The organism is Actinomycetota bacterium (assembly GCA_014360655.1).
In the GTDB taxonomy this organism is placed as follows: Bacteria; Actinomycetota; Geothermincolia; order Geothermincolales; family RBG-13-55-18; genus JACIXC01.
Genome location: JACIXC010000002.1, coordinates 32,353 through 56,238, shown reverse-complemented (window position 1 = coordinate 56,238; position 23,886 = coordinate 32,353). Strand labels below are relative to the sequence as shown.

Genomic DNA, 23,886 nt, shown 5'->3' with positions numbered 1-23,886 from the left:
GGGGCGGCGTCAAGGCTATACGTCGATACGGGCCTTCCGGGCGATCCGGGCGACACTGGCGGCCGGTCCGCGCCCGCACCACTCCCCCGCGGAGGGGCTAGAGCCTCGCGATCACGGCGTCCGCCATCTGGGAGGTGCCCGCCTCCCCACCCAGGTCGTAGGTGACCGTCTTCCCTTCGCGGATGACGTCGGCCACCGCCTCGAAGATGCGGTCCGCCGCCTCCCCCTCCCCGATGTGGCGGAGCATGAGCACCCCCGCGAGGATCTGGGCCGTGGGGTTCACCTTATTCATGCCCGTGTACTTGGGCGCGCTGCCGTGCACCGGCTCGAAGACCTGGATCTCGTCCCCGATGTTGGCGCTCGGCGTCACCCCCAGGCCCCCCACGAGCCCGGCGCAGAGGTCGGAGATGATGTCCCCGTAGAGGTTGGGCAGCACCAGCACATCGTAGATATGGGGTTTCTGGACCAGCTGCATGGCCATGTTGTCCACGATGCGGTCCTCGAACTCGATATCCGGGTAATCGCGGGCGACGGCGCGCGCCGTCTCCAGGAAGAGGCCGTCGCTGAACTTGAGGATGTTGGCCTTGTGCACCGCGGTCACCTTGTGCCTCCCCTCGCGGCGCGCGTACTCGAAGGCGAAGCGGCAGATGCGCTCGGAGGCGCGCCGGGTGATGAGCTTGACGCTCTCCGCGGTGTCGTCGTCCACCATGCGCTCGATGCCCGCGTAGAGGTCCTCGGTGTTCTCGCGCACCACCACCAGGTCGATGTCCCTGTAGGGGGAGCGCACGCCCTCCAGGCTGCGGGCCGGCCGCAGGTTGGCGTAGAGGTCCAGTTCCTGGCGCAGGGCCACGTTGATGCTGCGGAAACCCGCGCCCACGGGAGTGGTGATGGGGCCCTTGAGGGCCACCCTATTGGCCCGGATGGAATCCAGCACATGGGATGGCAAGGGCGTGCCGTATTTTTCCATGACCGCGGCGCCCGCCTCCTGCACGTCCCACTCCACGGGCACCCCCGCCGCCTCGATTATCCTGCGGCAGGCCTCGACTATCTCGGGCCCCACGCCGTCCCCCGGGATAAGGGTTATCCTCCTCATAGCTTGAAACCTCCGTGTTTTTTCAGGTAAGCGGTCAGGCCGCCCTCCGCGAGGATGTCCATCATCACCGCGGGCAGGGGCACGATATCGAGTGTGTAACCACGGGTGAGATTGCTGACCTTCCCCTGCGCCAGGTCCACCTCCAGCTCGTCTCCCGCCTCTATGCCTGAGGTGTCGCATTCCACCACCGGCAACCCCTTGTTGATGGCGTTGCGGAAGAAGATGCGCGCGAAGGAGCGTGCGAGCACGGCACCCACGCCGGCGTGCCTGATCACCAGGGGAGCCTGCTCGCGCGAGGAGCCGCAGCCGAAATTGGCGCCGGCGACGATGAAGTCTCCCGGCCGTACCCGTTCGCTGAAAGCGGGGTCGATGTCCTCCATGCAGTGGCGCGCCAGTTCCTTCATGTCCAGCGTCTTGAACTTGTACTTGCCGGAGATGATGTAGTCGGTGTTGACGTCGTCCCCGAAGACGTGCGCCCTGCCCCTGAGGACCTGCCTGTCTGCCATGAGTTACCAACTCCTCCTCGCCTCAAAGCATGCGCCGGGGGTCGGTGATCTTCCCCGCCACCGCGCTCGCCGCCACCGTGGCCGGACTGGCCAGGTAGATGCTCGCGTTGGCGTTGCCCATGCGCCCCTTGAAATTGCGATTGGCGGTGGAGATCACGGCCTCGCCGTCCGCCGGCACCCCGTTGTGCGTCCCCACGCAGGGGCCGCAGCCGGGCGTCACCAGTGCCGCCCCCGCCTCCACCAGCCTCTGGACGATACCCCTCTCCATGGCCTCCATGAGCACCTGGCGCGAGGCGGGCGCGACGACGAGGCGCACTTCCGGGCTCACCCTGCGCCCGGACAGGATGCGCGCCGCCACCTCCAGGTCCTCCAGGCGGCCGTTGGTGCAGGTCCCGATGACCGCCTCCTGGATGAGGATCCCCTCCACCTCCTCCACCGGCTTGACGTTGTCCACGCGGTGGGGCAGCGCCACCTGCGGGGTGAGCCCCGCCAGGTCGAACTCCCGCACCTCGCGGTAAGGCGCATCCGGGTCGGGATCCGCGGGGGCCGGCGGCCGCCCGCTGTGCCGGGAAACCCATTGCAGCACCTTCTCGTCCGCCTGCATGAGCCCCGCCTTGGCCCCCATCTCCACCGCCATGTTGGCGATGGTGAAGCGCGCCTCCACGGAAAGGGATGATATCGCCTCGCCCCCGTACTCGACCGCCAGGTAGGTGGCGCCGTCCGCGGTGAGCTCCCCCGCCAGGAAGAGCGCGATGTCCTTGGAATATACCCCCGGCGCAAGGGTGCCGCGCAGCTCCAGGCGCATGGTCTCCGGGACCTTGAACCACAGCCGTCCGGTGAGCATGGCCGCCGCCAGGTCGCTGGAGCCCACCCCGGTGGAGAAGACGTTTATGGCTCCGTAGGTGGTGGTGTGGGAGTCGGCGCCGATGACCAGGTCTCCGGGCACCACGTGGCCCTGCTCGGGCAGCAGGCAGTGGCAGACGCCCCATCCCACGTCGTAGAGGAGCAGCCCCTGCGCGCGCGCGAACTCCCGCATCATGGCGTGCAGGTTGGAAACCCCTTCCAGGGGGCTGGGGGCGCTGTGGTCGATGACCATGGCAACGCGGGCGGCGTCGTGCACCCTTTCCCCGCCCAGCTCGCGGAAGGCCTGGATGGCCAGGGGTGATGTGCCGTCCTGCCCCATCATGAAATCCACCTCCGCCACCACCAGCTCGCCCGCCCGCACGGGGTGGCCGCAGTGGCGGGAGAATATCTTCTCCGCGATGGTCATGCCCATGAACGTTCCTCCATGCCTGCCTCGCTCCGGGTGGCGACCTTCGCCCGACACGCGCCGCCCCCGCCGCTCTTCCCTCCGGCCCGCCGGGCGAAGCCAGTCGCGGCCCGCGGTGCCCGGTCACGGCGCCGCCCGCGGGGAGCTCTCCGGGAACCCGGCCTCTCCCTCCCCGTCCGGCAACATTATTCACGACCTCCCGCACTTTTGCAAAATGCTTTTCGGCCGCGCCTTTTGCCTGCCGCAAGGCCCCCGTCGTGATAAAATAGCTTGGACATGCGCCCGACGCGCATCGAGCGCGGTAATGTCCGGAAAATCGAACCCCATCAGGCGGATAGTAGCGCGAAGGAGGAGATCATGGCAGCCGAGAAGCAACAGGCCAAGCTGGTGGTGATCGGAGCGGGACCGGGCGGCTACGTGGCGGCCATCCGGGCGGCGCAACTGGGAAGCGGCGTGGTGCTGGTGGAGAAGAACCTCCTCGGGGGCACCTGCCTTAACTGGGGATGCATCCCCACCAAGGCCCTCCTGGCCTGCGCCGAGGTGGTGGAGACCATAAAGGAGGCGCACGAGTACGGCGTCAAGGTGGGGGAACCCATCCCCGACCTCAAGGCCATGGTTGAACGCAAGGAGAAGGTCAGCTCCCAGCTCCGCAACGGCATCGCGCAGTTGCTCAAGGCCAACAAGGTGGAGGTGGTGAAGGGAACGGCCCGCCTTCTCTCCCCGGACCGGGTGGCGGTGGAGGGTGAAGAGGGTGAGACGGTCATCGAGACGGAGAAGGTCATCATCGCCACCGGTTCCGAGCCGGCCCGCCTTCCCACCTTCGACTTCGACCAGCCGGCCATCCTCACCTCAACGGAAGGACTGGAACTCACCGAGATCCCAAAGTCGATGATCATAGTCGGCAGCGGCGTGGTGGGCTCGGAGTTCGCCACCATCTTCAACGCCCTGGGCACCAAGGTGACCATGGTGGAGCTCATGCCGCGCATCCTCCCAACCGAGGACGAGCGCATATCCCAGCAGATGAAACGCATCCTCAACAAGAAGGGCATCGAGATCCTCACCGAGGTGACCATCGAGGAGATGGTGGAATACCGTCCGGACGGCGTGAAGGCGAAGCTCTCCACCGGCGAGGTGCTGGAGGCGGACAAGCTCCTGGTGTCCATCGGCCGCTCCCTCAACTCCTCCGGCCTGGGCCTGGAGGAGCTGGGCGTGGAGCTGGGGAAGCGGGGCGAGATCGTGGTCAACGAGCGCATGGAGACCAACGTCCCCGGCGTCTATGCCATCGGCGACGTGGTGGGCGGTATCCTCCTGGCCCACGTTGCCTCCTTCGAGGGCATCTGCGCCGCGGAGAACGCCATGGGGCACGACTCGGTAATGGATTACAACGTAGTTCCCGCCTGCATCTTCACCGAGCCGGAGATCGCGAGCGTGGGACTCACCCCCGCCAAGGCCGAGGAAAAAGGCATCGAGACGCGCATCGGCCGCTTCATGTTCGGGGGGCTGGGAAAGGCGCTGGCCATGGGCAAGGGCCAGGGCTTCGTACAGCTCGTGGCGGACGCCTCCACGGACAAGGTGCTGGGGTGCCAGATCATGGGTCCCCACGCCTCGGACCTCATCCACGAGGTGGCCCTTGCCATACGCATGGGGGTGACCGCCGACGACATGGGCCGCACCGTGCACGCGCACCCCAGCCTGGCCGAGGCCATCATGGAGGCGGCGGAGGCGGCCCACGACAGGGCCATACACGCGGCGCCGGCGCGCAAGTGACGCATACGGGCGATCCCCCAAGCCCTTTCGTCACGCTTGCAGCGTGAAGGCCGGCCCCGTGGCGGGCCGGGGGGCGGAAGTCGGGAGTTCCCGCCCGTTCCCATATGGCGCGCGAGGTGAGGTTGCGTTATCATGGCATCGTTGTAGCGGATCTGACTGGAGGTGAAAGCAGATGTACCCGGAGGACCTGAAGTATCATCCCGAGCACGCCTGGGCCAAGATCGACGGCAACATGGCCACCCTGGGGATCACCTACTATGCCCAGGACCAGTTGGGCGAGATCGTCTTCCTCGAGCTCCCCGCCACGGGGACGGAGGTCAAGGCGGGGGAACCCTATGCCGAGATCGAGTCGGTGAAATCGGTTTCCGACGTCTACAGCCCCGTCAACGGCACCATCGTGGAGACCAACCAGGAAGTGGTGGAGGCGCCGGAGATCATCAACGAGGACTGCTACGGAGCCGGCTGGATGGTCAAGGTGGAGCTCGCCGATCCCTCCGGGGTGGACGATCTCCTGGACGCCGCGGCTTACGAGAAGCTGGTCTCCGAGGAAGGCTGACGGCGGGCTCTACGGGTCGGTCCTCGCCAGGAACGCCTTTCCCGGCCGGCGGCAAGAAAATAATCGTCCGCACGTGCGGACCGGCGTCAAGCCGTCGAGGATAACGACCCCGCGAGATACGGCTGTAGCGGCCGCATGCGTGGGGCTCGACGACAGCGCCAAGGAGGAGATCAGCGGCGATCGGTCAAGGGGCGGGAACCTTTCTCCCGCCCCTTTCTCGTCACGCGTGGCAACATAAGGACGGTATCACACGCGGCGGCAACCCGCGAGGCATCCCTGCGGTCGCCCTTTCCACGTCACGGTCTCATCGGGAGGCCCCTCATGCTGCGGCGGCTCCTCCAGCTCCTCCATTAGCTCCCGCATGAGTTCCTCGAGGTCCTCGGGGCGCAGGTCCTCCAGCTCCTCCAGGTCCCACTCCTCGGGAAGATATTTCTCGAGGTCCTCGAGGTCGTAACCGTCCGGGGGCCTATCCATATCCATGTCCATGTCGTCGCCGAAGAGATCGAGATCGCCTCCCAGCAACGTGGGCATGGGGTCTTCCGTCAGGTACCACCTGCCGCCCTTCCTGGCCATCCTGAACTCGAGGGGGTCGTCGGCCAGGTCCACCTCCTCCTCCATGCCCATGATGGAGAGGGACATCATCCCCGCCGTGGTCACCACGGTCGCCCCGTCCCCCTCATCGCGCCGCAGGTCCAGCTCCACCCCTTCGAAAGACACTTCCATGAAAATGAAGGACATCTCCACCAACTCGCGCGGGTCCAGGTCCATGCCCTCCAGCAGGGGGTTGTCCTCGAGGGAGAAGAACCCCTCCTCGAAGCAGTCCAGGTAGGCGTCGACGTCTTTCCGCTCCAGCGCTTCCATGTATTTCCTCGCCAGCGCCACGGGATCTCCCGTTCCTCCCGCGCCCTCCCTCCACACGGCGAGGTAGAGGACCAGGATAACCGCCCCCGCCAGGAGCAGCAGCCCGCCCAGGACACCCAGCAACAGTGGAGCCCGGCTCCTCCCGGCTGCCCTTGCCGGTCCGGGGAGCATCCCGGGCTCCTGCGCATCCGCGTCTGGCTGCGGAGGCAACGCCGGGGCAACCCCCGCCTCCCCCGTTCCCGCGCCGCCAGGCACGCCCGCCGCCACGGCTTCCTCCCTTCCAGCCACCGTCCCTACCTCCGCTCCTCCAGCCGTGTCGATACGCCTGCCGCAGGAGGTACAGAACCTGGCCCCCTCCTTGAGCGCCGCCCCGCAGCGGGGACACGTCCTCTCTTCTTCTCCCAAGAAAAACACCTCTCTCCGAAAACCTCGTTTCCCGAACGCGCCGCCTGCCTCTCCGTCACGAAGACACGCCCGGGATCAACCACCGCCCTGCAATTCCCTCAACAGCAGCTCGTTCACCAGCTGTGGGTTGGCGCGCCCTTTCGTCTTCCTCATCACCTGGCCCACCAGGAAGCCCACCGCCCTCTCCTTTCCCCTGCGGAAATCCTCCACGCTCTTGGGATTCTCCGCGATGGTCTCCGCAATGATCGCGGCAAGCTCCCCCTCGTCGCTTATCTGCGTCAGTCCCTTCTCGGCGATGATGTCCCGCGCGTCCTTCCCCGTCTCCAGCATCTCCTCGAAGACCGCCTTGGCGATCCTGCCGCTTATGACCCCCTCCTCCACCAGGGAGACCATGTCCGCGAGCTGCGCGGGGGAGACCCTGACCTCCCCTATCTCCATCCCCCTGGCGTTGAGGTAGGCGGAAAGCTCTCCCATCATCCAGTTGCTCACCGCCTTGGGATCGGGGCCCGCCGCCACCGCCTCCTCGAAATAATCCCCCATGCTCTTGGAGGAGGTCAGCAGCCACGCATCGTGCGCGGGAAGGCCGTACTCTTCGCGGAATCGGCGCCTTCTCTGGGCCGGAAGCTCTGGAAGGGAAGCCCTTATCTCCTCCACGAAATCCCGCTCGGGCTCGAGGGGCACCAGGTCCGGCTCCGGGAAATAACGGTAATCGTAGGCGTATTCCTTGGTGCGCAGGGGGGTGGTCATGTTGGCGTCGGCGTCCCAGTGCCTGGTCTCCTGCACGATCTCCCCGCCGCTTTCCAGGATCTCCCTCTGCCGGGAGATCTCGTGATCCAGTGCGCGGTAGAGGGCACGGAAGGAGTTCATGTTCTTTATCTCCGTCTTCACCCCGTAATCGCGGGAAGCGCGCGGACGCAGGGAGATGTTGGCATCGCAGCGCAGGCTGCCCTCCTCCATCTTGCAGTCGGAGACGTCGAGGTGCTCCATGATGCTCTTCAGCTCCTGCATGAAGAGGCGCGCCTGTTCGGGGGTACGGATGTCGGGCTCGGTGACGATCTCCAGCAGGGGCACCCCGGCGCGGTTGAAATCCTCCAGGCTGTACTCGGAGCCGTGGATGCGCCCGCTCTCGCTCACGTGCACCGTCTTTCCCGTGTCCTCCTCCAGGTGCACGCGGGTGATGCCCACCCGGAAGGTGCCTTCCTCCGTCTCCAGGTCCAGGTGCCCGCGGACGGCGAGGGGCAGGTCGTACTGGGATATCTGGTAATTCTTGGGCATATCCGGGTAGAAGTAATTCTTGCGGTGGAAGACGCAGCGCGGCGAGATCTCGCAGTTCAGCGCGAGGGCCAGGCGCAAGGCCAGCTCCACCGCCCTGCGGTTGAGCACCGGCAGCACGCCGGGCAGGCCCAGGCAGACGGGACAGGTCCTGCTGTTGGGCTCGCCGCCGAAGGATGCGTCGCACGGGCAGAACATCTTGGAGCGGGTCTTCAGCTCCGCGTGGATCTCCAGGCCGATGACCGCCTCGTAGTCGCCCATCATGCACCCCCCTTCCCCAGCCGCGGCCTCTCCCGGAAGTCCAGGGCTTCCTCCATGGCCCGCGCCACGCGCAGCAGCTCAAGCTCACCCAACGGCTTCCCCATTATCTGCAAACCCACGGGAAGCCCGTCCTCCAGGCCGCATGGGAGGCTGACGGCGGGGATCCCCGCCAGGTTTACGGGGATGGTACAGACGTCGGAAAGGTACATGGCCAGGGGGTCCTCCACCTTCTCCCCCAGGGCGAAGGCGGGCGTGGGCGAAGTGGGGCTTACCAGCACGTCGAAACGCTCGAAGGCGCGGCGGAAATCCTCCAGGATGAGGGTGCGTACCTTCTGTGCCTGCCCGTAATAGGCCTCGTAATAGCCGGCGGAGAGGGCGTAGGTCCCCAGCATGATACGGCGTTTCACCTCCGCCCCGAAGCCGGCGGCACGCGTCCGGCCGTACATCTCCAGCATGTCCCCGCCCTCCACGCGCAGCCCGTAGCGTACGCCGTCGTAGCGTGCCAGGTTGGAGCTGGCCTCGGCGGGAGCCAGGATGTAGTAGGCGCTGAGGGCATAGTCCAGGTGGGGCAGCGCGGTCTCCTCCACCTCTGCCCCCAGCTCCCCGCAGAGGCGCAGGGCGTTCTCCACGCTCTCCCTCACGCCCGGCGTCAGCCCCTCCTGCATGAGCTCGACGGGGACCCCCACCTTGAGCCCGCGTATGCCGCCATCCAGCGCCTCCGGGTAAGGCGGCAACTCAACGTCCAGCGATGTGGAATCGCGCGGATCGTGGCCCGCGATGAGGGAGAGCAGCAGGGCGCAATCGCGCACGTCCTTCGCGATGGGCCCCACCTGGTCCAGGGAGGAGGCGAAGGCCACCAGGCCGTAGCGCGACACCAGCCCGTAGGTGGGCTTGAGACCCACCAGGCCGCAGAAGGAAGCAGGTTGCCGGATGGAGCCGCCGGTATCCGATCCCAGCGCCCACACGGCTTCTCCCGCCGCAACCGCCGCCGCCGAACCGCCGCTCGACCCTCCGGGAACCCTTCCCAGGTCCCAGGGATTGCGGGTGGGTCCGAACGCCGAGTTCTCGGTGGAGGAGCCCATGGCGAACTCGTCCATGTTGGCCTTGCCCACCATGGTCATGCCCGCTTTCCGCAACCGCGAGACCACGGTGGCGTCGTAGACCGGGATATATCCTTCAAGCATGCGTGACCCGCAGGTGGTGGGAACTCCCCGCGTGCACAGGACGTCCTTCACCGCCATGGGGATGCCCGCCACCGCGCCGGGGTCCTCCCCCCTTGCGAGTATCTCATCAGCCCGCGCCGCCGCCCGCTCCGCCTCTTCCGCGGTGAGGGTTATGTAGGAATGGACGTCGCCCTCCACCTCCTCGACGCGCCGCCACACGGAATGCAAGACCTCCCGAGCGGAAACCTCGCGGCGCCTCATCATTTCCATTAATTCCCAGGCCTTCTTCGCGTACAGTTCTTCCGTCATCTATCACGCCTCCGTCACGATCCCCGTCGCTAATCCGACATTGTCATCGCCGGTCGCCCCGGGTGCCGGTCATCCTCCCGCGCGCGGCTCCCATCCTCCTTGGGCCTCCCGAGCGCCGGATCATCTGCGACCCGCCACCGCCCTCGCCAGCACCAGCGCGCCCGCAAGCTCGGTTATCTCCACCAGGGGAACATGGGCCCCGAACCAGCTGCGCGCGCCCAATACCCCCTCCATTGCCTTCGCGTAGAAGAGGACGAGAAGCGCCGCCAGCACCACCTTCACGCGCTGCTCCTCCCTACTCTTCCCCTCGCGGCGCAGGTCCTTCAGCAGCAGGACGATATAGACGATGGACAGCACGGCATAGAGCATGAGGGCACCGGCGTTGATCCACGTCGCGGGGGAAGCCCCGTTGAAGACCCACAGGCTTCCCTCCCGCCGGAACACGTTGCCGCCGTTCACCAGTATCGCGGCCACCGCGAGAAGCATGGGCAGCGACCAGAAGAAGAGCGAGTAGTCTACGCCGCGGCTGAATGAGCGCGCGAAGGCGAAGACGAAGAAGGCGCCGGCGACCGCGAACACGCTGGTCACCTGGTAGAAGGAAAGGCTGATGGTATTATCCCCCGTCCACCAGGAAACGGACGAGAACACGGTGGCGAAGGCGCCGGAGAGAAGCCAGAGAAGGAACCAGCTTCCCGTCTCCCCCCTTGCCCCGCCCCGCGAGCGGTACCATATCGCGATGCCCACGAGCACGACCGCGGTGGCGAGGAGCAGGTAGGGGTTCACTTCGCCTCCTTCCGCCTCAGATGATCCTCGGCACCACGAAATATCCCCCTTCCCGGCGGGGAGCATTGGAGAGCGCCTCTTCCTGGGAAAGCCCGGCCTCCACCACGTCGTCGCGCATCACGTTGCGCAGCGGGATGACGTGGGAGGTGGGCTCGACATCCTCCGTGGAGATAGACTTTATCTTCTCCGCGTGCTCCAGGACCTGCCCCAGCTGGCGCGTGAACCTCTCCTTCTCCTCCGCGCTCAACTCCAGGCGGGCCAGCCAGGCCACGTATTCCACGTCCTTTTCGCTTATCATCTCCCCGACTCCTTCCTCGTGCGCGGCATGTTTCCCTTCTTTTTACCTTGCCTGGCGTCCCCCCGGTTCAACGACGCGCGTTATCCGCCCGCCTCCCCCGCAGCAGCGAGAGTAACTCCTCCTCCCCGATGATCCTCACCCCCAGCTCCCGCGCCTTCTCGTACTTGCTGCCGGGTTCGGCGCCCGCCACCACGTAATCAGTCCTGCGGCTCACGCTCGAGCTCACCCTGCCCCCCGCGGCCTCGATGGCCTCCCTGGCCTCCTCCCTCGTCATGGAGGAGAGCGCACCCGTGAGCACGAAGGTCAACCCTTCGAGGTGGCGCGGCCCCTCCTCCGCCCTTTCCTGCATGTTGACCCCCGCCTCCTTCAGCCTGCGGATGAGCTCGAGGTTGCGCGGCTCCTCGAAGAAGGCCCGCACGCTCTCGGCCACCGTGGGGCCCACCTCGTTGACGGAGAGGAGTTCCTCCTCTCCCGCCCGCGCCAGCGCGTCCATGCTGCGGTACCTCCTCGCCAGCACCTCCGCCAGGTGCGAGCCCACATGCCGGATCCCCAGGGCGAAGAGGAGGCGGGAGAGCGGCCGTTCCTTGCTCTCGCGTATGGCGTTCATGAGGTTGGAAACCGACTTCTCCTTGAACCCGGTCAGGTCGTAGAGCTGTTCCTCGCTCAAGTAATAGATGTCCTCGACCGAACGCACGTATCCCTTGTCCATGAGCTCGCGGATGGTGGCCGGACCCAGCCCCTCGATGTCCATGGCGCCGCGGGAAGAGAAGTGGAGTATGCTCTCGAAGAGCCGGGCCGGGCAGTCCACGTTGACGCAGCGCGCCACCACCTCCCCCTCCGGCCGGTATACCCTGCCCCCGCAGGCGGGACAGCGGTCGGGCATGACGAAATCCCTCTCCGTCCCGTCCCGCAGCTCCACTATGGGCTTGATCACCTCGGGGATCACGTCGCCCGCCTTGTGCACCAGGACCACGTCCCCGATCTTTATGTCCTTGCGCCGTATCTCGTCCTCGTTGTGGAGGGTGGCCCGGGAGACCGTGGAGCCCCCCACGAAGACCGGCTCCAGGACCGCCGTGGGCGTGAGAGCGCCCGTGCGCCCCACGTTGATCTCTATGTCCAGCAGGCGCGTGGTCTTCTCCTCCGCCGGGAACTTGTAGGCCACCGCCCAGCGGGGCGCCTTGCTGGTGGCGCCCAGCCTCTCGCGCAGATCGAGGTCATCGACCTTGATCACGGCGCCGTCCACCTCGTAGGCCAGCTCCTCCCGCCGCTCGATCCACTCCTGGCAGAAAGCCAGGATCTCCCCTGCGTCCGCCGCCGGCCTCCAGTGTTCGCTGACGTGGAAACCCCAGGAGGAGATCTGTTCCAGGACCTCGCGGTGGGTGCGGAATTCCCTTCCCTCGCAATACCCTATCTCGTAACAGATGAGGTGCAGGTTGCGGGAGGCGGTGACACGGGGATCGAGCTGGCGCAGGGACCCCGCCGCCGCGTTCCGCGGGTTGGCGAAGGGAGGCTGCCCCTCCTCCTCCCTCTGGCGGTTGAGCTCGAGGAAGGCCTCCTTGGGCATGAAGACCTCGCCCCTTATCTCCAGGTAGGGCACGGCATCCTCCCCCAGGAGGCGCAGGGGCAGGGACCTCACCGTCCTGAGGTTGGCGGTGACGTCCTCCCCCGTTACGCCGTCGCCACGTGTAGCCCCCCGCGCAAAGACGCCGTTCTCGTAGGTAAGGGCGATCCCCGCCCCGTCTATCTTCAGCTCACAGACGTACGCGGTCTTCCCCACCTGGTTCTCCACTCGTCGGATGAACGCGCGCAACTCCTCCTCGTCGAAGACGTTGTCCAGGCTCATCATGCGCGCCCGGTGCCGCACGGGACGGAAGGCCTCCGCGGGAGGAGCGCCGACCCTCTGCGTGGGCGAATCGGGCGTCACCAGCTGCGGGAACCTTTCCTCCAGGGCGACCAGTTCCCTCATGAGGCGGTCGTATTCCTCGTCGCTGATCACCGGGTCATCGAGCACGTAGTAGCGGTAGTTGTGGTAGTTGAGTTCCCGGCGCAGCTCCTCCGCCCTTTTCGCGGCGCTTTCGTACTCGGAAGCCATTTCCCAGCCTTACCCCCGTCTCCGAACGAACCCTCGTCGCGTCGCCATCCCTGTATCGTGCCGTGTTCCCAATCCTTAACAATATTTTTTCTTCCTAACGTCTTCCATATGCTGTTTTACCGATCGCCTCTATTTTACACATCGTAACCTCACGTATTGAAGGCGCTCGTCCCCTTTTGTCGTGCGGATTTTCCGACCAAGGCCGGGAACTACCGGGTCGGTCGCAGCGAGCCTGCGAGCGAGACCGTTACCCGGCGGCCCGGCCGCCGCAAGAAGGACGGATTTCCACCTAGCAAGCCCGGGGAACTACAGGGTCGGTCGCAGCGAGGACGCCTTACCCAGGGTCTCGGATTTATGAGAAAGGAACGCGGCGCCGAGCGAGACCGTTACCCTGAGGCCCCGGGCCGGAAGAAGGACGGATACGCAACAACCAAGGCCGGGAACGACCGGGTCGGTCGCAGCGAGCCTGCGAGCGAGACCGTTACCCGGCGGCCCGGCCGCCGGAAAAAGGACTGATACGCAACCACCAAGGCCGGGAACGACCGGGTCGGTCGCAGCGAGCCTGCGAGCGAGACCGTTACCCTGAGGCCCCGGGCCGGAAGAAGGACATATACGCACCCACCAAGGCCGGGAACGACCGGGTCGGTCGCAGCGAGCCTGCGAGCGAGACCGTTACCCGGCGGCCCGGCCGCCGGAAGGAGGACGGGGGAGGGTCTAAGGGAGGGGGCGAAGCCCTCTCCCTTGGCCTTACCCTCATACGCCCTCCAACGTAAGGTCCCCCTTGACCCCCAGGCGCTCCCCCATGACGAGCAGGCAACCCCACACACCTTCGATACCCGATACGGCGGAGAGAGCATCCTCGATGTGCTCGGGACCCTTGGCGCGGTTGCCCAGCGCGGTCGCCGCGGCATCGGCCAGCGCCGCGCTTTCCGCCACCACCAGTGCTGCATCCGCCGCACCGGCGCTGTAGGAGGGCCCCACCGACGCGGATGAAGTGCAAACGCCCAGGCCGCCCGGGGGCGTGGGCGGAACCACTATGACCAGGCGACCGCTCAAGGGAGAATCTCCCGCGAAGACGCCTATACGTCTCTCACGCGCGGAATGGAGGTAGATGTCACCGCCGTTCTCCACCATTATCTCCGGTGAAAGCGGTATCAGGTCCCTCCCCACCAGTTCGGCAATGGCCCCCGCCACCGCCGCCATGGGCCCAACCCCCGTTTTTTTTGCCGCCGCGGCCATGAGTCGCACGATCTCCGGGGCATCTGCGGGTACCTCGTAGGGCAGGAAGGTCTCGGCGAAAAGCGGCTGCAAGGCGATGAAGTCCTCGAGCTCTTCGCGATGCCCGGCCAGGGAAGCGCGCGCCTCTTCTCTCACGTCGCGCTGTGCCCATATGAAAAGGTCGCTTTCCTTTATGGTCACCCGACAGGAAAGCAGGCCCGAGGCCTGCATCCAGCTGCGGTAGAAGCGGTGAACGTAATCCCGCATCCATCTTCCCTTCTTCCGGCAAGCGACGTCGACATTACGCGCAAACCCAGCAGGGCAGAGCAAGTGACCTTTACCGGCCCGCTTCCGACCCGATACCCGCGAAGTGGTCTCACAAGAGGACGCCGCAGGATCCCCGGATCCTTATTCCTCCTTGCTCTTCCTTTCCTCCTCTCCCGCCTTTCGCCGCGTGACCACGACCACGGTGATCACCGCGGCCATGATGGCCAGCCAGATGGCGGCGATGGTCACGACAAGCCGGACGGAACTCCCCTCGCCGCCCTCGGCGCTCCCCCCCTGGGCGAGCAAAGGGTGAACCCCCCCCGCAAGGAGAAACAGGATGGTCATCACGAAGACGGTCGCCGCCGACGTTTTCCGCGTCATCTCTACCCCCTTGACGTAAGCCGAACCCACCGTTCCTTCCCCAATAGGGAGCGGCCGCGCCATCCCGCAGCCTTCTCGCGCCGTGAACTCAGGTCAACCTCATGATGAGCAGAGCCACCAGGGCGATGGCGATGGCCAGGGCTCCCAGCGCGATGTCCCGGTTGAGCCTCCGCGCGGCCTCGGGCAGTAGCCTCCGCGTCTCCTTCCGCAGCCGCCTCCAGTCCCTCTTGAAGGTCACCTTTGCCTGCTTCTTGGCCTTGGCGTAGTTCCAGCCTCCCCGGGCCAGGAAGGCCTCGAGCTTTCTCGCCGCCCGCGTGTACCAGTATTCAATCCTCGCCTCCTTCGGGTACTTGAAGGCGAATGGGTCGAACTTGAAGATCTTCAGCTCGAAGAGGTCGGACGCCGCCGCGTAGGCGATGACCGCCAGCCCCGCCAGGGCGGCTATGACCGCCGCCAGTAGATCCCTGGCCAACCCGTTTTCCGCCGCCATCCTAATCACCGCGCACACCGTCTCTTCCCTCCGGTCAAGCGGCCTCTCGGCGCGAACCTGCCGCCGGTGCACATTTCCACCGCGCGCAGCCTCCCCTCTCCTTGTTCGGCGCACGCTCCTCATGCGCCGCTGCCCGCGCCATCCCCCTTCCCGCGCGCTCCCTGCCGGCCTCCCCGATCATAATAATCTCATGATAAGGAACAGGGTGAGTGAGACGGCGATGACCAGCGCACCCACCGCGATATCCCCCTGGTACTCGCGCACGCGGGGAAGCAACTCGCCGCGCAGGTTGCCGTAGACAACCCCCGCACGTACACGTACCCAGGCCAGCGGGCGCGTGGTGAGGGAGGGGTAAATGGTATCCCTCACCGCATGGACCACTCCGCCGGCTGCCTTGCGGGAAAACCGCACGAAGGCCTCCTTGAAGGGCGCATACGTGCGCCTGCCCCAGAAGAGAAGGGCCAGCGAGCCGCGCGCCCCGTTCAGGTACCAGAAATCCACCCCCAGCCAGCGCGGGAGGCGCAGGGCGAAGAGGTCGGGGCCGCGCCGCCGCTTCCCGACCAGGTCCGGCCATGCCCCCAGGAAGAAAACGCCCAAACCGATGGCGAGGGGGACGAGGATCTCCTTTATGTTCGCCCACAGGAAGATGGGCGTCTGCGAGAGGTGTTCGACGTAATGCGCATCCAGCCCGGGCACCGAACCGGCAGCGGGAGCGATGAGCCTGCGCAGCAGGAGTCCGGGGAAAAGGCCGTTGCAAAGGACCCCCGCCGCGAGCAGCCCGCTGCCCAGGAGCATCCAGATCGGCGCCTCCTTCACGTGCGCCAGGTGCTCGGCGTGTTCCCCGCCGGGTCGGCGGAAGAAGGTGTAGTAGGTCATCTTGGTGATGTAACCGATGGTACCGCCGCTGGTGATGATGAACATCACCTCCGCCGCCTTCACCCATCCCGCCGTGGCCAGGTGGGCGCCCTCGGCCAGGTGATGGGACTCGAGGATGGCGTGGTGCAGGAGGGTCTTGGAGACGAACCCGTTTCCCAGGGGGATGCCCATGATGCCCAGGGCGGCTATGCACCAGAAGAGGGTGGTCCAGGGCATGCGCCTCCACAGGCCCCCCAGCTTGAACATGTCCAGCTCGTGCGCGCAGAAGAGGACGGACCCCGCCGCGAGGAAGAAGCATCCCTTGAAGAGGGCGTGGTTGATGATATGGTAAAGGCTTCCACCCATTCCCATGGCTCCCTCGCCGCCCAGGTATCCCAGGCAACCGATCCCGAAAAGGATGTATCCCATCTGGCTCACGCTGGAATAGGCCAGCGTGCGCTTGATGTCGTTCTGCACCAGGGCCAGCAGCATGCCGATGAACATGGTGGCCACGGCGATCCAGATGACGGCGAAGCCCAGCATGCGCACGTCGGCAGCCAGCCCTCCCGCCGCATGCACGGTGCTCTCGGCGGCGTGCCCCGCCGCGCCGCCGTGTCCCGAGGCCTCGTGGGACGCCGGCGACTGCATGAAGGTGAGCACCGTCCTCAGTATCCCGTAAGCCCCCGCCTTGATCATGACCCCCGAGAGGAGGGCGCTGGCCGGCGAGGGCGCGGCGGGATGGGCGTCGGGAAGCCATACGTGCAGGGGCACCATGCCCGCCTTGACCCCGAAACCGGCGATGAGCATGAGCAGCGCGACCACCTTGAAGGACCCGGTGAGCCAGGCGCTCTCCGCCAGGGGCCGGAAGGACGTGGTCCCCGCGTAACCCAGGTAGAGAAAGATCCCCCCGACGAGCAAAAGGCCCCCGACGACGGTCATGCCGATATACTTGGCCGCCGCCGCCCGCGCCCGCGGCGTCTCGGAGTGGATGACCAGCACGTAGGCCAGCAGTCCCATGGCCTCGAAGAAGAAATAGAGGCTGAAGAGATCGGCGGCCATGAAGACCCCGAAGGTGGCGGCCTCGGTGAGGAGCATGAAGAGGAAGAAGCGCGTGCGCTTGTGCTCGTGGTCCATGTAGCGGAAGGCGTGCAGCGAGGCCGCGAACCACAGGACGGAGGCGAAGAAGGCGAAGAAGGCGCCCACGGCGTCCACCTCCAGCCCGCACGCGAAGCGCTCGCCGAGGCGCATGAAGTCGAGGTTGAAGTAGACGGGGCCGTTTCCCGTGACGCGCGACAGCAGCGCCGCGGCCACCGCCAGCGCGCCGCCGCTGGAGATCACGGCCGACCAGTTGCGCAGGCGAGCCCTGCGCTCCCCGGCCGCCGCCGCGCAGGCCGCTCCGATGAGCGGCAGGACCAGCGCCAGGGCCGGCAGGTACGAGAAGGCCAGGACGGCGACCTTTTCCTCGTGCACTCCCCCGCTTCACCCCTCACGGAACTCACGGAAAGATGACGTTGACCACCCTGCTCACGAACGAATAGGGGAACCCGGTGACGTTGCTCCAGATGCCCACGACGACCACGAGGAGGGCGAGGATGACGATGGGCACCACCAGCTTGTGGTCGGCCTCCTTGCCGAAGACAAGCTTGGGATGGCGCTTTTCGCCGTGTTCGTCCAGCTCGTCCCCCTCCCACCGGAAGAAGGCGATGTAGATGATGGGAAGGAAGTAGGCCGCGTTCAGCAGGGCGCTGACCAGGAGGATCACGACGTAAACGGGCAACCCCGCCTCCAGGGCCCCGCTTCCCAGCAGCCACTTGGTGATGAAGCCCACGGAAGGGGGCGTCCCCATCATGGCCAGGGCGCACACGGAGAAGCAGATCATGGTGATGGGGAGCTGGTAGCCGATGCCCGCCATCTCGCTTATGTTCTTCTTTCCGGTTTTTACCAGGATGACGCCGGCGCAGAGGAAGAGGCATCCCTTCATGAGGGCGTGGTGAGTGAGGTGCATAACGCCCCCCAGGGCGCCGTCGTGGGCCAGCATGGCCAGCCCCAGGATGATGTAGGAGACCTGCCCGATGCTGGAGTAGGCCAGCCGCCGCTTGAGGTTGTCCTGTGTGAGGGCGAAGACGGAGGCCACCACGATGGTTATGCAGGCCAGGATGGCCATGACCACGAAGACCCCCAGCTCCCTCATGAGGTCGGTCCCGAAGACGTTGAAGCAGACCCTTATTATGCCGAAGGCGCCCGCCTTGAGGATGACGCCGGAGAGCAGGGCGCTGGCCGGAGAGGGCGCGGCGGGATGGGCGTCGGGCACCCACCCGTGCAGCGGCATGATGGCGGCTTTCACGCCGAAGCCAGCCAGGTAGGTGAAGAAGATGGTGGTGAGCGCGGCGCGGCTGGCGCTCCCCAGGCTCAACACCCCGTAGCTGCCGAAGCCGAGCTCCCCGTTGCCCCAGAAATAATGGGCCACGATGGCGAAGAAGAGCACGGTGCCGGCGGCGATGGCGTAGACCAGGTACTTGTAACCGGCGCGGCGCGCCATGGTCGTCTCCTCGTGGATGATGAGAGGGTAGGACCCGAAGGTCATCATCTCGTAGAAGATGAAGTAGGTGAACATGTTGGCGGAGAAGGCGCATCCCAGGATGAAGGACTCGCAGAGCGCCATGAAGGCGAAGAAGCGGTTGTGCTTGTGGTCGATGTAGCTGATGGAATAGACGGTGGCGAGGAGCCACAGGAAGGCCAGGATGAGGGCGAAGTAGAAGCCCAGGGTGTCCACGGTGAGGCGCATCTCGAGGCTCTCCACCACGCTTGCCAGCTTGATGGTGTAGGTCTTCCCGTCCAGTATCCCCGGAAGCATGCTGAACAAGAGCCCGAAGGAGGCCAGTGAACCCAGGGCGCAGAGCCACAGGCGCAGCTTTTCCGCCTTCTTGGGGAAGGCGAGTATGGCCAGCAGGGATATCCAGGGCAGCAGGATGACTACGAGCGGTATCACCGAAAACGTGCTCTTCTCCGGCATCGATTACCCCCTTCTTCGCTCACAACAGGTACGCGGCCGCCTTCAGCAGCGATGGTATCAGCAGGTAGGAGAAGACGCCGAAGAACAGGGTCCCCAGCGAGAGGACCCACACCGGCGCGAGCATGCTCGGAGAGGCGTCGCGCGCCGTCTCCCCCCACGCTCCCTCCTTGCCCGCCTGGAAAAACATGTAATAGATTATACGCAGGCAGTATACCGCCGCCAGTATGCTGCCGGTCAGGAGAACGACGGTATACAGCCATTTCCCCGCCCGGATGTTGCCGAGAATGAGGTACCACTTGCTGATGAACCCCGCCGTGGGCGGGATGCCGATCACCGAGAGGGAGGCCAGGGCGAAGGCGAAGCAGGTCCATGGCATCTGGCGCCAGGCCCCCCGCAGCTCCTCGATCCTGCGGTAGCCCTTCACGTAGATGAAGTTGCCGGCGCAGAGGAAGAGGCACGCCTTGGCCAGCCCGTGGTCCAGCATGTGGTACATGGCACCCGTGAGCCCCTCCGCGGTGAACGCGGTGATGCCCAGGAAGATGTAGCCGATGTGGCTCACGGTGGAATAGGCGATCATCATCTTGAGGTCCTTTTGCAGAATGGCCATGATGCCCCCGTAGAGCACCGCCGCGGCGGCGGCCACCCCCACCGCGTCCGCCGTCCCCCCCAACAGGTCCGTGGCGCTCCGGGTGAAGACGGAAAAGGTGATGCGCACCAGGGCGAAGGCGCACACCTCCACCAGCAGGCCGGAGAGGAGCGCGCTGATGGGGGAGGGCGCGATGGAATGCGCGTCCGGCAACCACATGTGCAGGGGGAAGAGGGCGGCCTTCACCCCGAAGCCGATGACGAAGAGGATATAGGAGACGACGAGCACCTCCGTGTATCCCGACTCCGCTATGCGGGCCGAGAGGTCGGCCATGTTCAGGGTGCCGGTGACCGAATAAAGGAAACCGATGGCCAGGAGCACCATGATGGAGGAGGGCGCCCCCATGAGGACGTACTTGAAAGCGGCGCGCACCGCGTTGCGGTTCCCGGTGATGGCCACCAGGGCGTAGGAGGAGAGGGCCAGGATCTCCATGAAGACGAAGAGGTTGAAGATGTCCCCGGTGGCAGTGAACCCCAGCATGGCCCCGGACATGAGCAGGAAGAGCACGTAATAGGCGGTACGGCGTCCCGGGCTGACCTCCTTGTCTATGTAGCGCCGCGAATAGGCCAGGGCAAGCAGGGTGATGGCGCAGGCCACCAGCATGAGAAAAAGCCCCACGTAATCCACGCGTATCTCGATGCCGAAGGGCGGCTCCCAGCCTCCCATGTGATAGCTCAGGTGGCCCTCAGCGGGTATCCTGCCGATGAGGAGTATTCCCAGCACGGTGGAGGCGGAGAGCGGCAGGAGCGCGGCGTAGGGCACCCACCTCTCGCGCAGGTATCCCAGGAAGGGCAGGAGAACCGCCCCCAGCAGGGGAAGGGTGATCATTAAGATGGGAAAATGCCGCCAGGCTCCCATTCAGGCACCACCCTTTCCCGCGACTTCTGCCTCGCCCTCCGTTCCTTCCGCCCCGGGTTCCTCCTCGCGCATGAGGCGATCCACGTCAAGGGTCCCGTACTGGCGGTAGAGCAGGATGACCATGGAGAGCGCCAGCGCGGTGACGCTCACCGCGACCACGATGCCGGTGAGGATGAGGGCCTGGGGGATGGGGTTGACCATGCGCGCGGGATCGGCGTTCCCGACGCCTATGGGGGCGATCCCCTTGTCCAGGTAACCGAGGGAGATATAGAAGAAGAAGACGGACGTCTCCATGATGTTGAGGCCGATGAGTTTCTTTATGATATTGCGGCGCACGATGACCGTGTAGAGCCCGATGCAGAAGAGCGCCATGGCTGCCACATAATGGTAATTATGCAACAGGCGCAATTTCCTCCTCCTCCTCCCGGATCATGGCGAAGAGTATGGAGATGAGCACCATGGCCCCTCCCAGGCCGATGCCTATCTCCACCAGGACCGTCAGCCAGGTAACCAGCGCCGGTTGCAGGCTCCTCGCCGCGTGCGGCCAGGCATAGGTGAGGAAGTTGCCCCCTCCCACAAGCCCCAGCGCTCCCACGAGGAAGAAGGTCATCACCGCGGACCCCTCCAGGGGCGCCCGCACCTTCTGCGGCACCCGCCTCGAAGACTCGTAGAGCCCGAAGATGGTGGTGAACACGATCATGCTGCCCCCGATGATGGCGCCTCCCTGGAAGCCGCCGCCGGGGGATATCTCGCCATGCAGGATGGTATAGACGGAGAAGAGGATGATGAAGGGGACGATGAAGCGCACCATGGTCCTCACGATGGTCGAGGAAGGGACCGGCGAGCGGTCCACGAAGCCGTTTATCCTGCCCCTCCGCTCGCGTCCCAGCACCGCCAGCACGGCGGCCAGGGCGCAGAAGATAACCGTGACCTCCCCCATGGTGTCGTATCCGCGATAATTGAGGATGATGCCCGTGATCACGTTCTCGGTATGTGCCTCCTCCTCCGCCTTCTCCAGGTAGCGGGGGATGACGTGGGTGGCGGTGGGCGTCTGCGGGTCCCCCATGGGCGGCATGCCGGCCACGACGTAGAGGAGTAGCGCGCCCAGGGCGGCGATGAAAAGCAGGGCGATCACCCTTTTCATTCCTCCTCCCTCCTCCTGGTCTTGAAGATGGTGACCACGAAGAGCACCGTGGTCACGCCGGCGCCCACCGCCGCCTCCGTGAGTGCCAGGTCGGGAGCCTGCAGGCGCTGCCACATGAGGGCCATGATGAGGCTGTACACGGAGAATATGATCACCGCCGCCAGGAGGTCCCGTGCCCAGACCGCCAAAAGGGCGGTGGCCACCAGGAGGGTTATGAACACGAGGTTAAGCGCCGTCCCCATCCCCGGCCTCCTCTCCTTGTCTCCTCCAGTAGGGGATGTTCCTCCTCAGTGCGGAACGGCCGATGGCGTGGCCGCAGGTGGCGCTGGAGAGCAGCAGGAAGCATATTATGATGACCAGCTTGAGCACGTCCCATGACCATCCGCTGTGCACCGCCATGCCGATGATCACCGAGCACGCGCCGAGGGTGTCGCACTTGGTGGAGGGATGCAGGCGGGTGAAGACATCGGGCATGCGCAGCAGTCCCGTCGTTCCCAGGATGAAGAAGAAAGTGCCGATGCAGCAGAAGGCGCCGGCGACGATGTTCCTGGCCATGCTCATGACGCCTCCTTCCAGCCTTCGGCCTCCAGGTAACGCGAGAGGGCCACGGTGACCACGAAGAGCAGCAGGGCGTAGACGAAGGCCACGTCCAGGAAGAAGTTCTCCGCCAGTATGTAGGTGACCAGGATGACCACCACCAGGGTCTTGGTGCCCACTATGTTCACTCCCAGGACGCGGTCCTGCGTGGTGGGCCCCACGGCGGCGCGGTACAGGCATATGACCGCGTTCACGCTTATGATCAGGGCGATGACGGTGAGGAAGTCATCCACGCGGCGCCGCCTCCTCCTCTTTCCTTATGCCGAAAAGCCACGCCACCAGCTTCTCCAGTCCTGCCAGGCCCTCCTCGTGATAGGGGCAGAGGCAGTGCACGTTGAGCACGTCGTCCCTGAGCTCCACGGTCACCGTTCCAGGGGTCAGGGTGATGGAGTCGGAGAAGACGGTGCGGGGGAGGTCGTCGGGCAGGTAGGTGCGGTATTCCACTATCCTCGGGTCGATGGGAAGCCTCGGGTTGAGGATGATCTTCGCCACGTCGTAGTTCGCCTTTACGATCTCCCATCCCAGCCGCACCATGAAGACGGGCAGGCGCAGGATGACGGCGGGCGTGATGCGCGGATCAAGTGCCCGCCCCAGAAGCGACACCGTCACCGCGGCAACCATGGCGCAGCTGACCGCACCCAGCACCAGCTCGTGCCAGGCAAGGCTGGCGGTGAACACCAGCCAGAAGGCGAAGAGAACGAAAAGCAGCAGCAGCTTGCGGCGAACGCTGACGCCATTAGCCAATTTCTGCTCCCGAAAAATTCTTCGACGACTAGCGCAAAATAATTTTAGACAGTCCAAATTTGCGCTATTTTAGCACGAGGCCGTGACTCTGCGCAAAGGCAAGGCTTCACGCCGGATGTGTTGTTGGGCCCTGCAGTGCAAGCTCCTGCCTGCCTTGCGGTTAAGAAGCGAATGGCCGTGTGGGTGGGGTGCTTGAAAGAACCTCCTCGGGGACACCTGCTCACGCTGCGGCGTTTCCCCCGTCCGCCGCAGTCTAAGACGCAGCCCTCCGCCTGCCCGCGACAAAAGCAGGGGGGCACGCCCCACGTCATGTCCCGGGTTCCGCGCCTTCTTTCGCCGCCACGGTCCTCCTGCTCCTGCGACGGCGTACCAGGCACAGGGCGGCGGCCAGCGCAACCAAAGCGACCAGCAGGCCCCACCCCAGCCAGTCCAGGACCCTGGCGATGGTCTCCCAGCTCTCGCCGAAGAAGTATCCCAGCGCGGCGATCATCCCCACCCATATCGCTATGCCGGGCAGATCGTAGAGCATGTACCTGTGGTAGGGCATCCCTCCCGCGCCGGCGGTGAGAGGGACGAAGGCGTCGAGACCCGATACCATGCGCCCGAGGAGCACCGTCGCCCCGCCGTAGCGCGAGAACCATCGCTGGGAGGTCTCCATCCCCCTCCTCAGCCGGCGGCGGTTCCGGTATCTCTCCATGATGCCCTTCCCCAACCTGCGCCCCACGGCATAACCGACATTGTCGCCGAGCAGGGCGCCGGCGAAGGCGGCCGCACCTACCAGGAAGACGTTCAACTCCCCGTGGGCAGCGTAGAAGCCGCCCAGGAGGATCACCACGGTTCCGGGAGCAGCCCAACCGGTGAGGAAAATGCTCTCGAGAAAAACGCCCGCGCAAACGATGAGATAACCCCACGAGGAGAAAAGGGGCTTGATAAGATCCAGGATACTTTCGACCGGCGAGCCGCTCAAAGCCCTCCTACCCTCTACATGGGATACGGACATGAAAGAGGTGGAAAACCCCCGCCCTGCCGTGAACGGC

Annotated in this window: 24 protein-coding genes; 2 read left to right on the top strand and 22 right to left on the bottom strand. The window is 65.5% G+C overall.

Features of this window, described 5'->3' with window-relative positions:
- Positions 1–97: 97 nt before the first annotated feature.
- From H5T73_01735 to H5T73_01725, 3 genes are read right to left on the bottom strand one after another with little or no spacing between them, the layout of a single operon-like run.
- The gene (locus H5T73_01735; protein MBC7246486.1) at positions 98–1,093 is read right to left on the bottom strand and encodes an isocitrate/isopropylmalate dehydrogenase family protein; all 996 of its coding nucleotides are present in this window, start codon (positions 1,091–1,093) and stop codon (positions 98–100) included.
- Entirely contained in the window at positions 1,090–1,599 is a 510-nt protein-coding gene (locus tag H5T73_01730; protein MBC7246485.1) for a 3-isopropylmalate dehydratase small subunit, read from the bottom strand. Before H5T73_01730 ends, H5T73_01735 begins: the two co-directional genes overlap by 4 nt.
- 22 nt (positions 1,600–1,621) lie before the next feature.
- On the bottom strand, positions 1,622–2,875 hold the full coding sequence (locus H5T73_01725) for a 3-isopropylmalate dehydratase large subunit (protein ID MBC7246484.1): 1,254 nt from the start codon (positions 2,873–2,875) through the stop codon (positions 1,622–1,624).
- A 351-nt stretch (positions 2,876–3,226) separates the two neighbouring features.
- Between H5T73_01725 and lpdA the strand changes: the two genes are divergently transcribed.
- Together lpdA and gcvH are read left to right on the top strand one after the other, a co-directional pair.
- Positions 3,227–4,636, top strand: coding sequence for a dihydrolipoyl dehydrogenase (lpdA, locus tag H5T73_01720; protein MBC7246483.1), 1,410 nt, complete (start codon positions 3,227–3,229; stop codon positions 4,634–4,636).
- A 172-nt stretch (positions 4,637–4,808) separates the two neighbouring features.
- The gene (gcvH, locus tag H5T73_01715; protein MBC7246482.1) at positions 4,809–5,192 is read left to right on the top strand and encodes a glycine cleavage system protein GcvH; all 384 of its coding nucleotides are present in this window, start codon (positions 4,809–4,811) and stop codon (positions 5,190–5,192) included.
- A gap of 246 nt (positions 5,193–5,438) precedes the next feature.
- Here the strand turns inward: gcvH and H5T73_01710 are convergent, their stop codons facing one another.
- The 19 genes from H5T73_01710 to H5T73_01620 all read right to left on the bottom strand — a co-directional run bounded on the left by H5T73_01710 (position 5,439) and on the right by H5T73_01620 (position 23,849).
- Positions 5,439–6,458: a zinc ribbon domain-containing protein gene (locus tag H5T73_01710; GenBank protein MBC7246481.1), complete on the bottom strand. Its 1,020-nt coding sequence runs from the start codon at positions 6,456–6,458 to the stop codon at positions 5,439–5,441.
- Between the two features lie 75 nt (positions 6,459–6,533).
- The gene (gene gatB / locus H5T73_01705; protein MBC7246480.1) at positions 6,534–7,991 is read right to left on the bottom strand and encodes an Asp-tRNA(Asn)/Glu-tRNA(Gln) amidotransferase subunit GatB; all 1,458 of its coding nucleotides are present in this window, start codon (positions 7,989–7,991) and stop codon (positions 6,534–6,536) included.
- Complete coding sequence (gatA, locus tag H5T73_01700; GenBank protein ID MBC7246479.1) at positions 7,991–9,463, bottom strand: Asp-tRNA(Asn)/Glu-tRNA(Gln) amidotransferase subunit GatA; 1,473 nt, start codon at positions 9,461–9,463, stop codon at positions 7,991–7,993. The genes gatB and gatA overlap by 1 nt, the downstream gene beginning before the upstream one ends.
- Positions 9,464–9,583: 120 nt before the next feature.
- On the bottom strand, positions 9,584–10,246 hold the full coding sequence (locus H5T73_01695) for a hypothetical protein (protein MBC7246478.1): 663 nt from the start codon (positions 10,244–10,246) through the stop codon (positions 9,584–9,586).
- A gap of 16 nt (positions 10,247–10,262) precedes the next feature.
- Positions 10,263–10,544, bottom strand: a complete 282-nt coding sequence (gene gatC / locus H5T73_01690) for an Asp-tRNA(Asn)/Glu-tRNA(Gln) amidotransferase subunit GatC (GenBank protein ID MBC7246477.1) — start codon at positions 10,542–10,544, stop codon at positions 10,263–10,265.
- 67 nt (positions 10,545–10,611) lie between these two features.
- Positions 10,612–12,636: an NAD-dependent DNA ligase LigA gene (gene ligA, locus H5T73_01685; protein MBC7246476.1), complete on the bottom strand. Its 2,025-nt coding sequence runs from the start codon at positions 12,634–12,636 to the stop codon at positions 10,612–10,614.
- 753 nt (positions 12,637–13,389) lie between these two features.
- Complete coding sequence (locus H5T73_01680; protein MBC7246475.1) at positions 13,390–14,121, bottom strand: UPF0280 family protein; 732 nt, start codon at positions 14,119–14,121, stop codon at positions 13,390–13,392.
- A 141-nt stretch (positions 14,122–14,262) separates the two neighbouring features.
- Positions 14,263–14,502 (bottom strand): hypothetical protein, encoded by a 240-nt coding sequence (locus tag H5T73_01675; protein MBC7246474.1) that lies wholly within the window; start codon positions 14,500–14,502, stop codon positions 14,263–14,265.
- An 88-nt stretch (positions 14,503–14,590) separates the two neighbouring features.
- Entirely contained in the window at positions 14,591–14,992 is a 402-nt protein-coding gene (locus H5T73_01670; protein ID MBC7246473.1) for a hypothetical protein, read from the bottom strand.
- Between the two features lie 177 nt (positions 14,993–15,169).
- Positions 15,170–17,317, bottom strand: coding sequence for an NADH dehydrogenase (locus H5T73_01665; GenBank protein ID MBC7246472.1), 2,148 nt, complete (start codon positions 17,315–17,317; stop codon positions 15,170–15,172).
- A 25-nt stretch (positions 17,318–17,342) separates the two neighbouring features.
- Positions 17,343–18,860, bottom strand: a complete 1,518-nt coding sequence (locus H5T73_01660; protein ID MBC7246471.1) for a monovalent cation/H+ antiporter subunit D family protein — start codon at positions 18,858–18,860, stop codon at positions 17,343–17,345.
- Between the two features lie 19 nt (positions 18,861–18,879).
- A complete protein-coding gene (locus tag H5T73_01655) occupies positions 18,880–20,364 on the bottom strand; it encodes a monovalent cation/H+ antiporter subunit D family protein (protein MBC7246470.1) in 1,485 nt (494 codons plus the stop codon).
- Entirely contained in the window at positions 20,365–20,736 is a 372-nt protein-coding gene (locus H5T73_01650) for a cation:proton antiporter subunit C (GenBank protein MBC7246469.1), read from the bottom strand. It lies immediately after the preceding gene.
- A 19-nt stretch (positions 20,737–20,755) separates the two neighbouring features.
- Positions 20,756–21,508, bottom strand: a complete 753-nt coding sequence (locus H5T73_01645) for a sodium:proton antiporter (protein MBC7246468.1) — start codon at positions 21,506–21,508, stop codon at positions 20,756–20,758.
- Positions 21,505–21,750 carry a DUF4040 domain-containing protein gene (locus H5T73_01640; GenBank protein ID MBC7246467.1) on the bottom strand — a complete coding sequence of 82 codons (246 nt, stop codon included), beginning with the start codon at positions 21,748–21,750 and terminating at the stop codon, positions 21,505–21,507. The genes H5T73_01645 and H5T73_01640 overlap by 4 nt, the downstream gene beginning before the upstream one ends.
- Positions 21,734–22,069, bottom strand: a complete 336-nt coding sequence (locus H5T73_01635; GenBank protein ID MBC7246466.1) for a monovalent cation/H(+) antiporter subunit G — start codon at positions 22,067–22,069, stop codon at positions 21,734–21,736. Before H5T73_01635 ends, H5T73_01640 begins: the two co-directional genes overlap by 17 nt.
- Entirely contained in the window at positions 22,066–22,338 is a 273-nt protein-coding gene (locus tag H5T73_01630) for a cation:proton antiporter (protein ID MBC7246465.1), read from the bottom strand. The genes H5T73_01635 and H5T73_01630 overlap by 4 nt, the downstream gene beginning before the upstream one ends.
- Positions 22,331–22,849 (bottom strand): Na+/H+ antiporter subunit E, encoded by a 519-nt coding sequence (locus tag H5T73_01625; GenBank protein MBC7246464.1) that lies wholly within the window; start codon positions 22,847–22,849, stop codon positions 22,331–22,333. Before H5T73_01625 ends, H5T73_01630 begins: the two co-directional genes overlap by 8 nt.
- A 307-nt stretch (positions 22,850–23,156) precedes the next feature.
- Positions 23,157–23,849: a DedA family protein gene (locus tag H5T73_01620; GenBank protein MBC7246463.1), complete on the bottom strand. Its 693-nt coding sequence runs from the start codon at positions 23,847–23,849 to the stop codon at positions 23,157–23,159.
- Positions 23,850–23,886 lie beyond the last annotated feature (37 nt).

Excerpts from the sequence above, each read along its gene's own strand:
- H5T73_01735 (MBC7246486.1), bottom strand. The coding sequence starts at position 1,093 with ATGAGGAGGATAACCCTTATCCCGGGGGACGGCGTGGGGCCCGAGATA.
- H5T73_01730 (MBC7246485.1), bottom strand. The coding sequence starts at position 1,599 with ATGGCAGACAGGCAGGTCCTCAGGGGCAGGGCGCACGTCTTCGGGGAC.
- H5T73_01725 (MBC7246484.1), bottom strand. The coding sequence starts at position 2,875 with ATGGGCATGACCATCGCGGAGAAGATATTCTCCCGCCACTGCGGCCAC.
- lpdA (MBC7246483.1), top strand. The coding sequence starts at position 3,227 with ATGGCAGCCGAGAAGCAACAGGCCAAGCTGGTGGTGATCGGAGCGGGA.
- gcvH (MBC7246482.1), top strand. The coding sequence starts at position 4,809 with ATGTACCCGGAGGACCTGAAGTATCATCCCGAGCACGCCTGGGCCAAG.
- gatB (MBC7246480.1), bottom strand. The coding sequence starts at position 7,991 with ATGGGCGACTACGAGGCGGTCATCGGCCTGGAGATCCACGCGGAGCTG.
- gatA (MBC7246479.1), bottom strand. The coding sequence starts at position 9,463 with ATGACGGAAGAACTGTACGCGAAGAAGGCCTGGGAATTAATGGAAATG.
- gatC (MBC7246477.1), bottom strand. The coding sequence starts at position 10,544 with ATGATAAGCGAAAAGGACGTGGAATACGTGGCCTGGCTGGCCCGCCTG.
- ligA (MBC7246476.1), bottom strand. The coding sequence starts at position 12,636 with ATGGCTTCCGAGTACGAAAGCGCCGCGAAAAGGGCGGAGGAGCTGCGC.
- H5T73_01680 (MBC7246475.1), bottom strand. The coding sequence starts at position 14,121 with ATGCGGGATTACGTTCACCGCTTCTACCGCAGCTGGATGCAGGCCTCG.
- H5T73_01675 (MBC7246474.1), bottom strand. The coding sequence starts at position 14,502 with ATGACGCGGAAAACGTCGGCGGCGACCGTCTTCGTGATGACCATCCTG.
- H5T73_01670 (MBC7246473.1), bottom strand. The coding sequence starts at position 14,992 with ATGGCGGCGGAAAACGGGTTGGCCAGGGATCTACTGGCGGCGGTCATA.
- H5T73_01660 (MBC7246471.1), bottom strand. The coding sequence starts at position 18,860 with ATGCCGGAGAAGAGCACGTTTTCGGTGATACCGCTCGTAGTCATCCTG.
- H5T73_01655 (MBC7246470.1), bottom strand. The coding sequence starts at position 20,364 with ATGGGAGCCTGGCGGCATTTTCCCATCTTAATGATCACCCTTCCCCTG.
- H5T73_01650 (MBC7246469.1), bottom strand. The coding sequence starts at position 20,736 with ATGGCGCTCTTCTGCATCGGGCTCTACACGGTCATCGTGCGCCGCAAT.
- H5T73_01645 (MBC7246468.1), bottom strand. The coding sequence starts at position 21,508 with ATGAAAAGGGTGATCGCCCTGCTTTTCATCGCCGCCCTGGGCGCGCTA.
- H5T73_01640 (MBC7246467.1), bottom strand. The coding sequence starts at position 21,750 with ATGGGGACGGCGCTTAACCTCGTGTTCATAACCCTCCTGGTGGCCACC.
- H5T73_01635 (MBC7246466.1), bottom strand. The coding sequence starts at position 22,069 with ATGAGCATGGCCAGGAACATCGTCGCCGGCGCCTTCTGCTGCATCGGC.
- H5T73_01620 (MBC7246463.1), bottom strand. The coding sequence starts at position 23,849 with ATGTCCGTATCCCATGTAGAGGGTAGGAGGGCTTTGAGCGGCTCGCCG.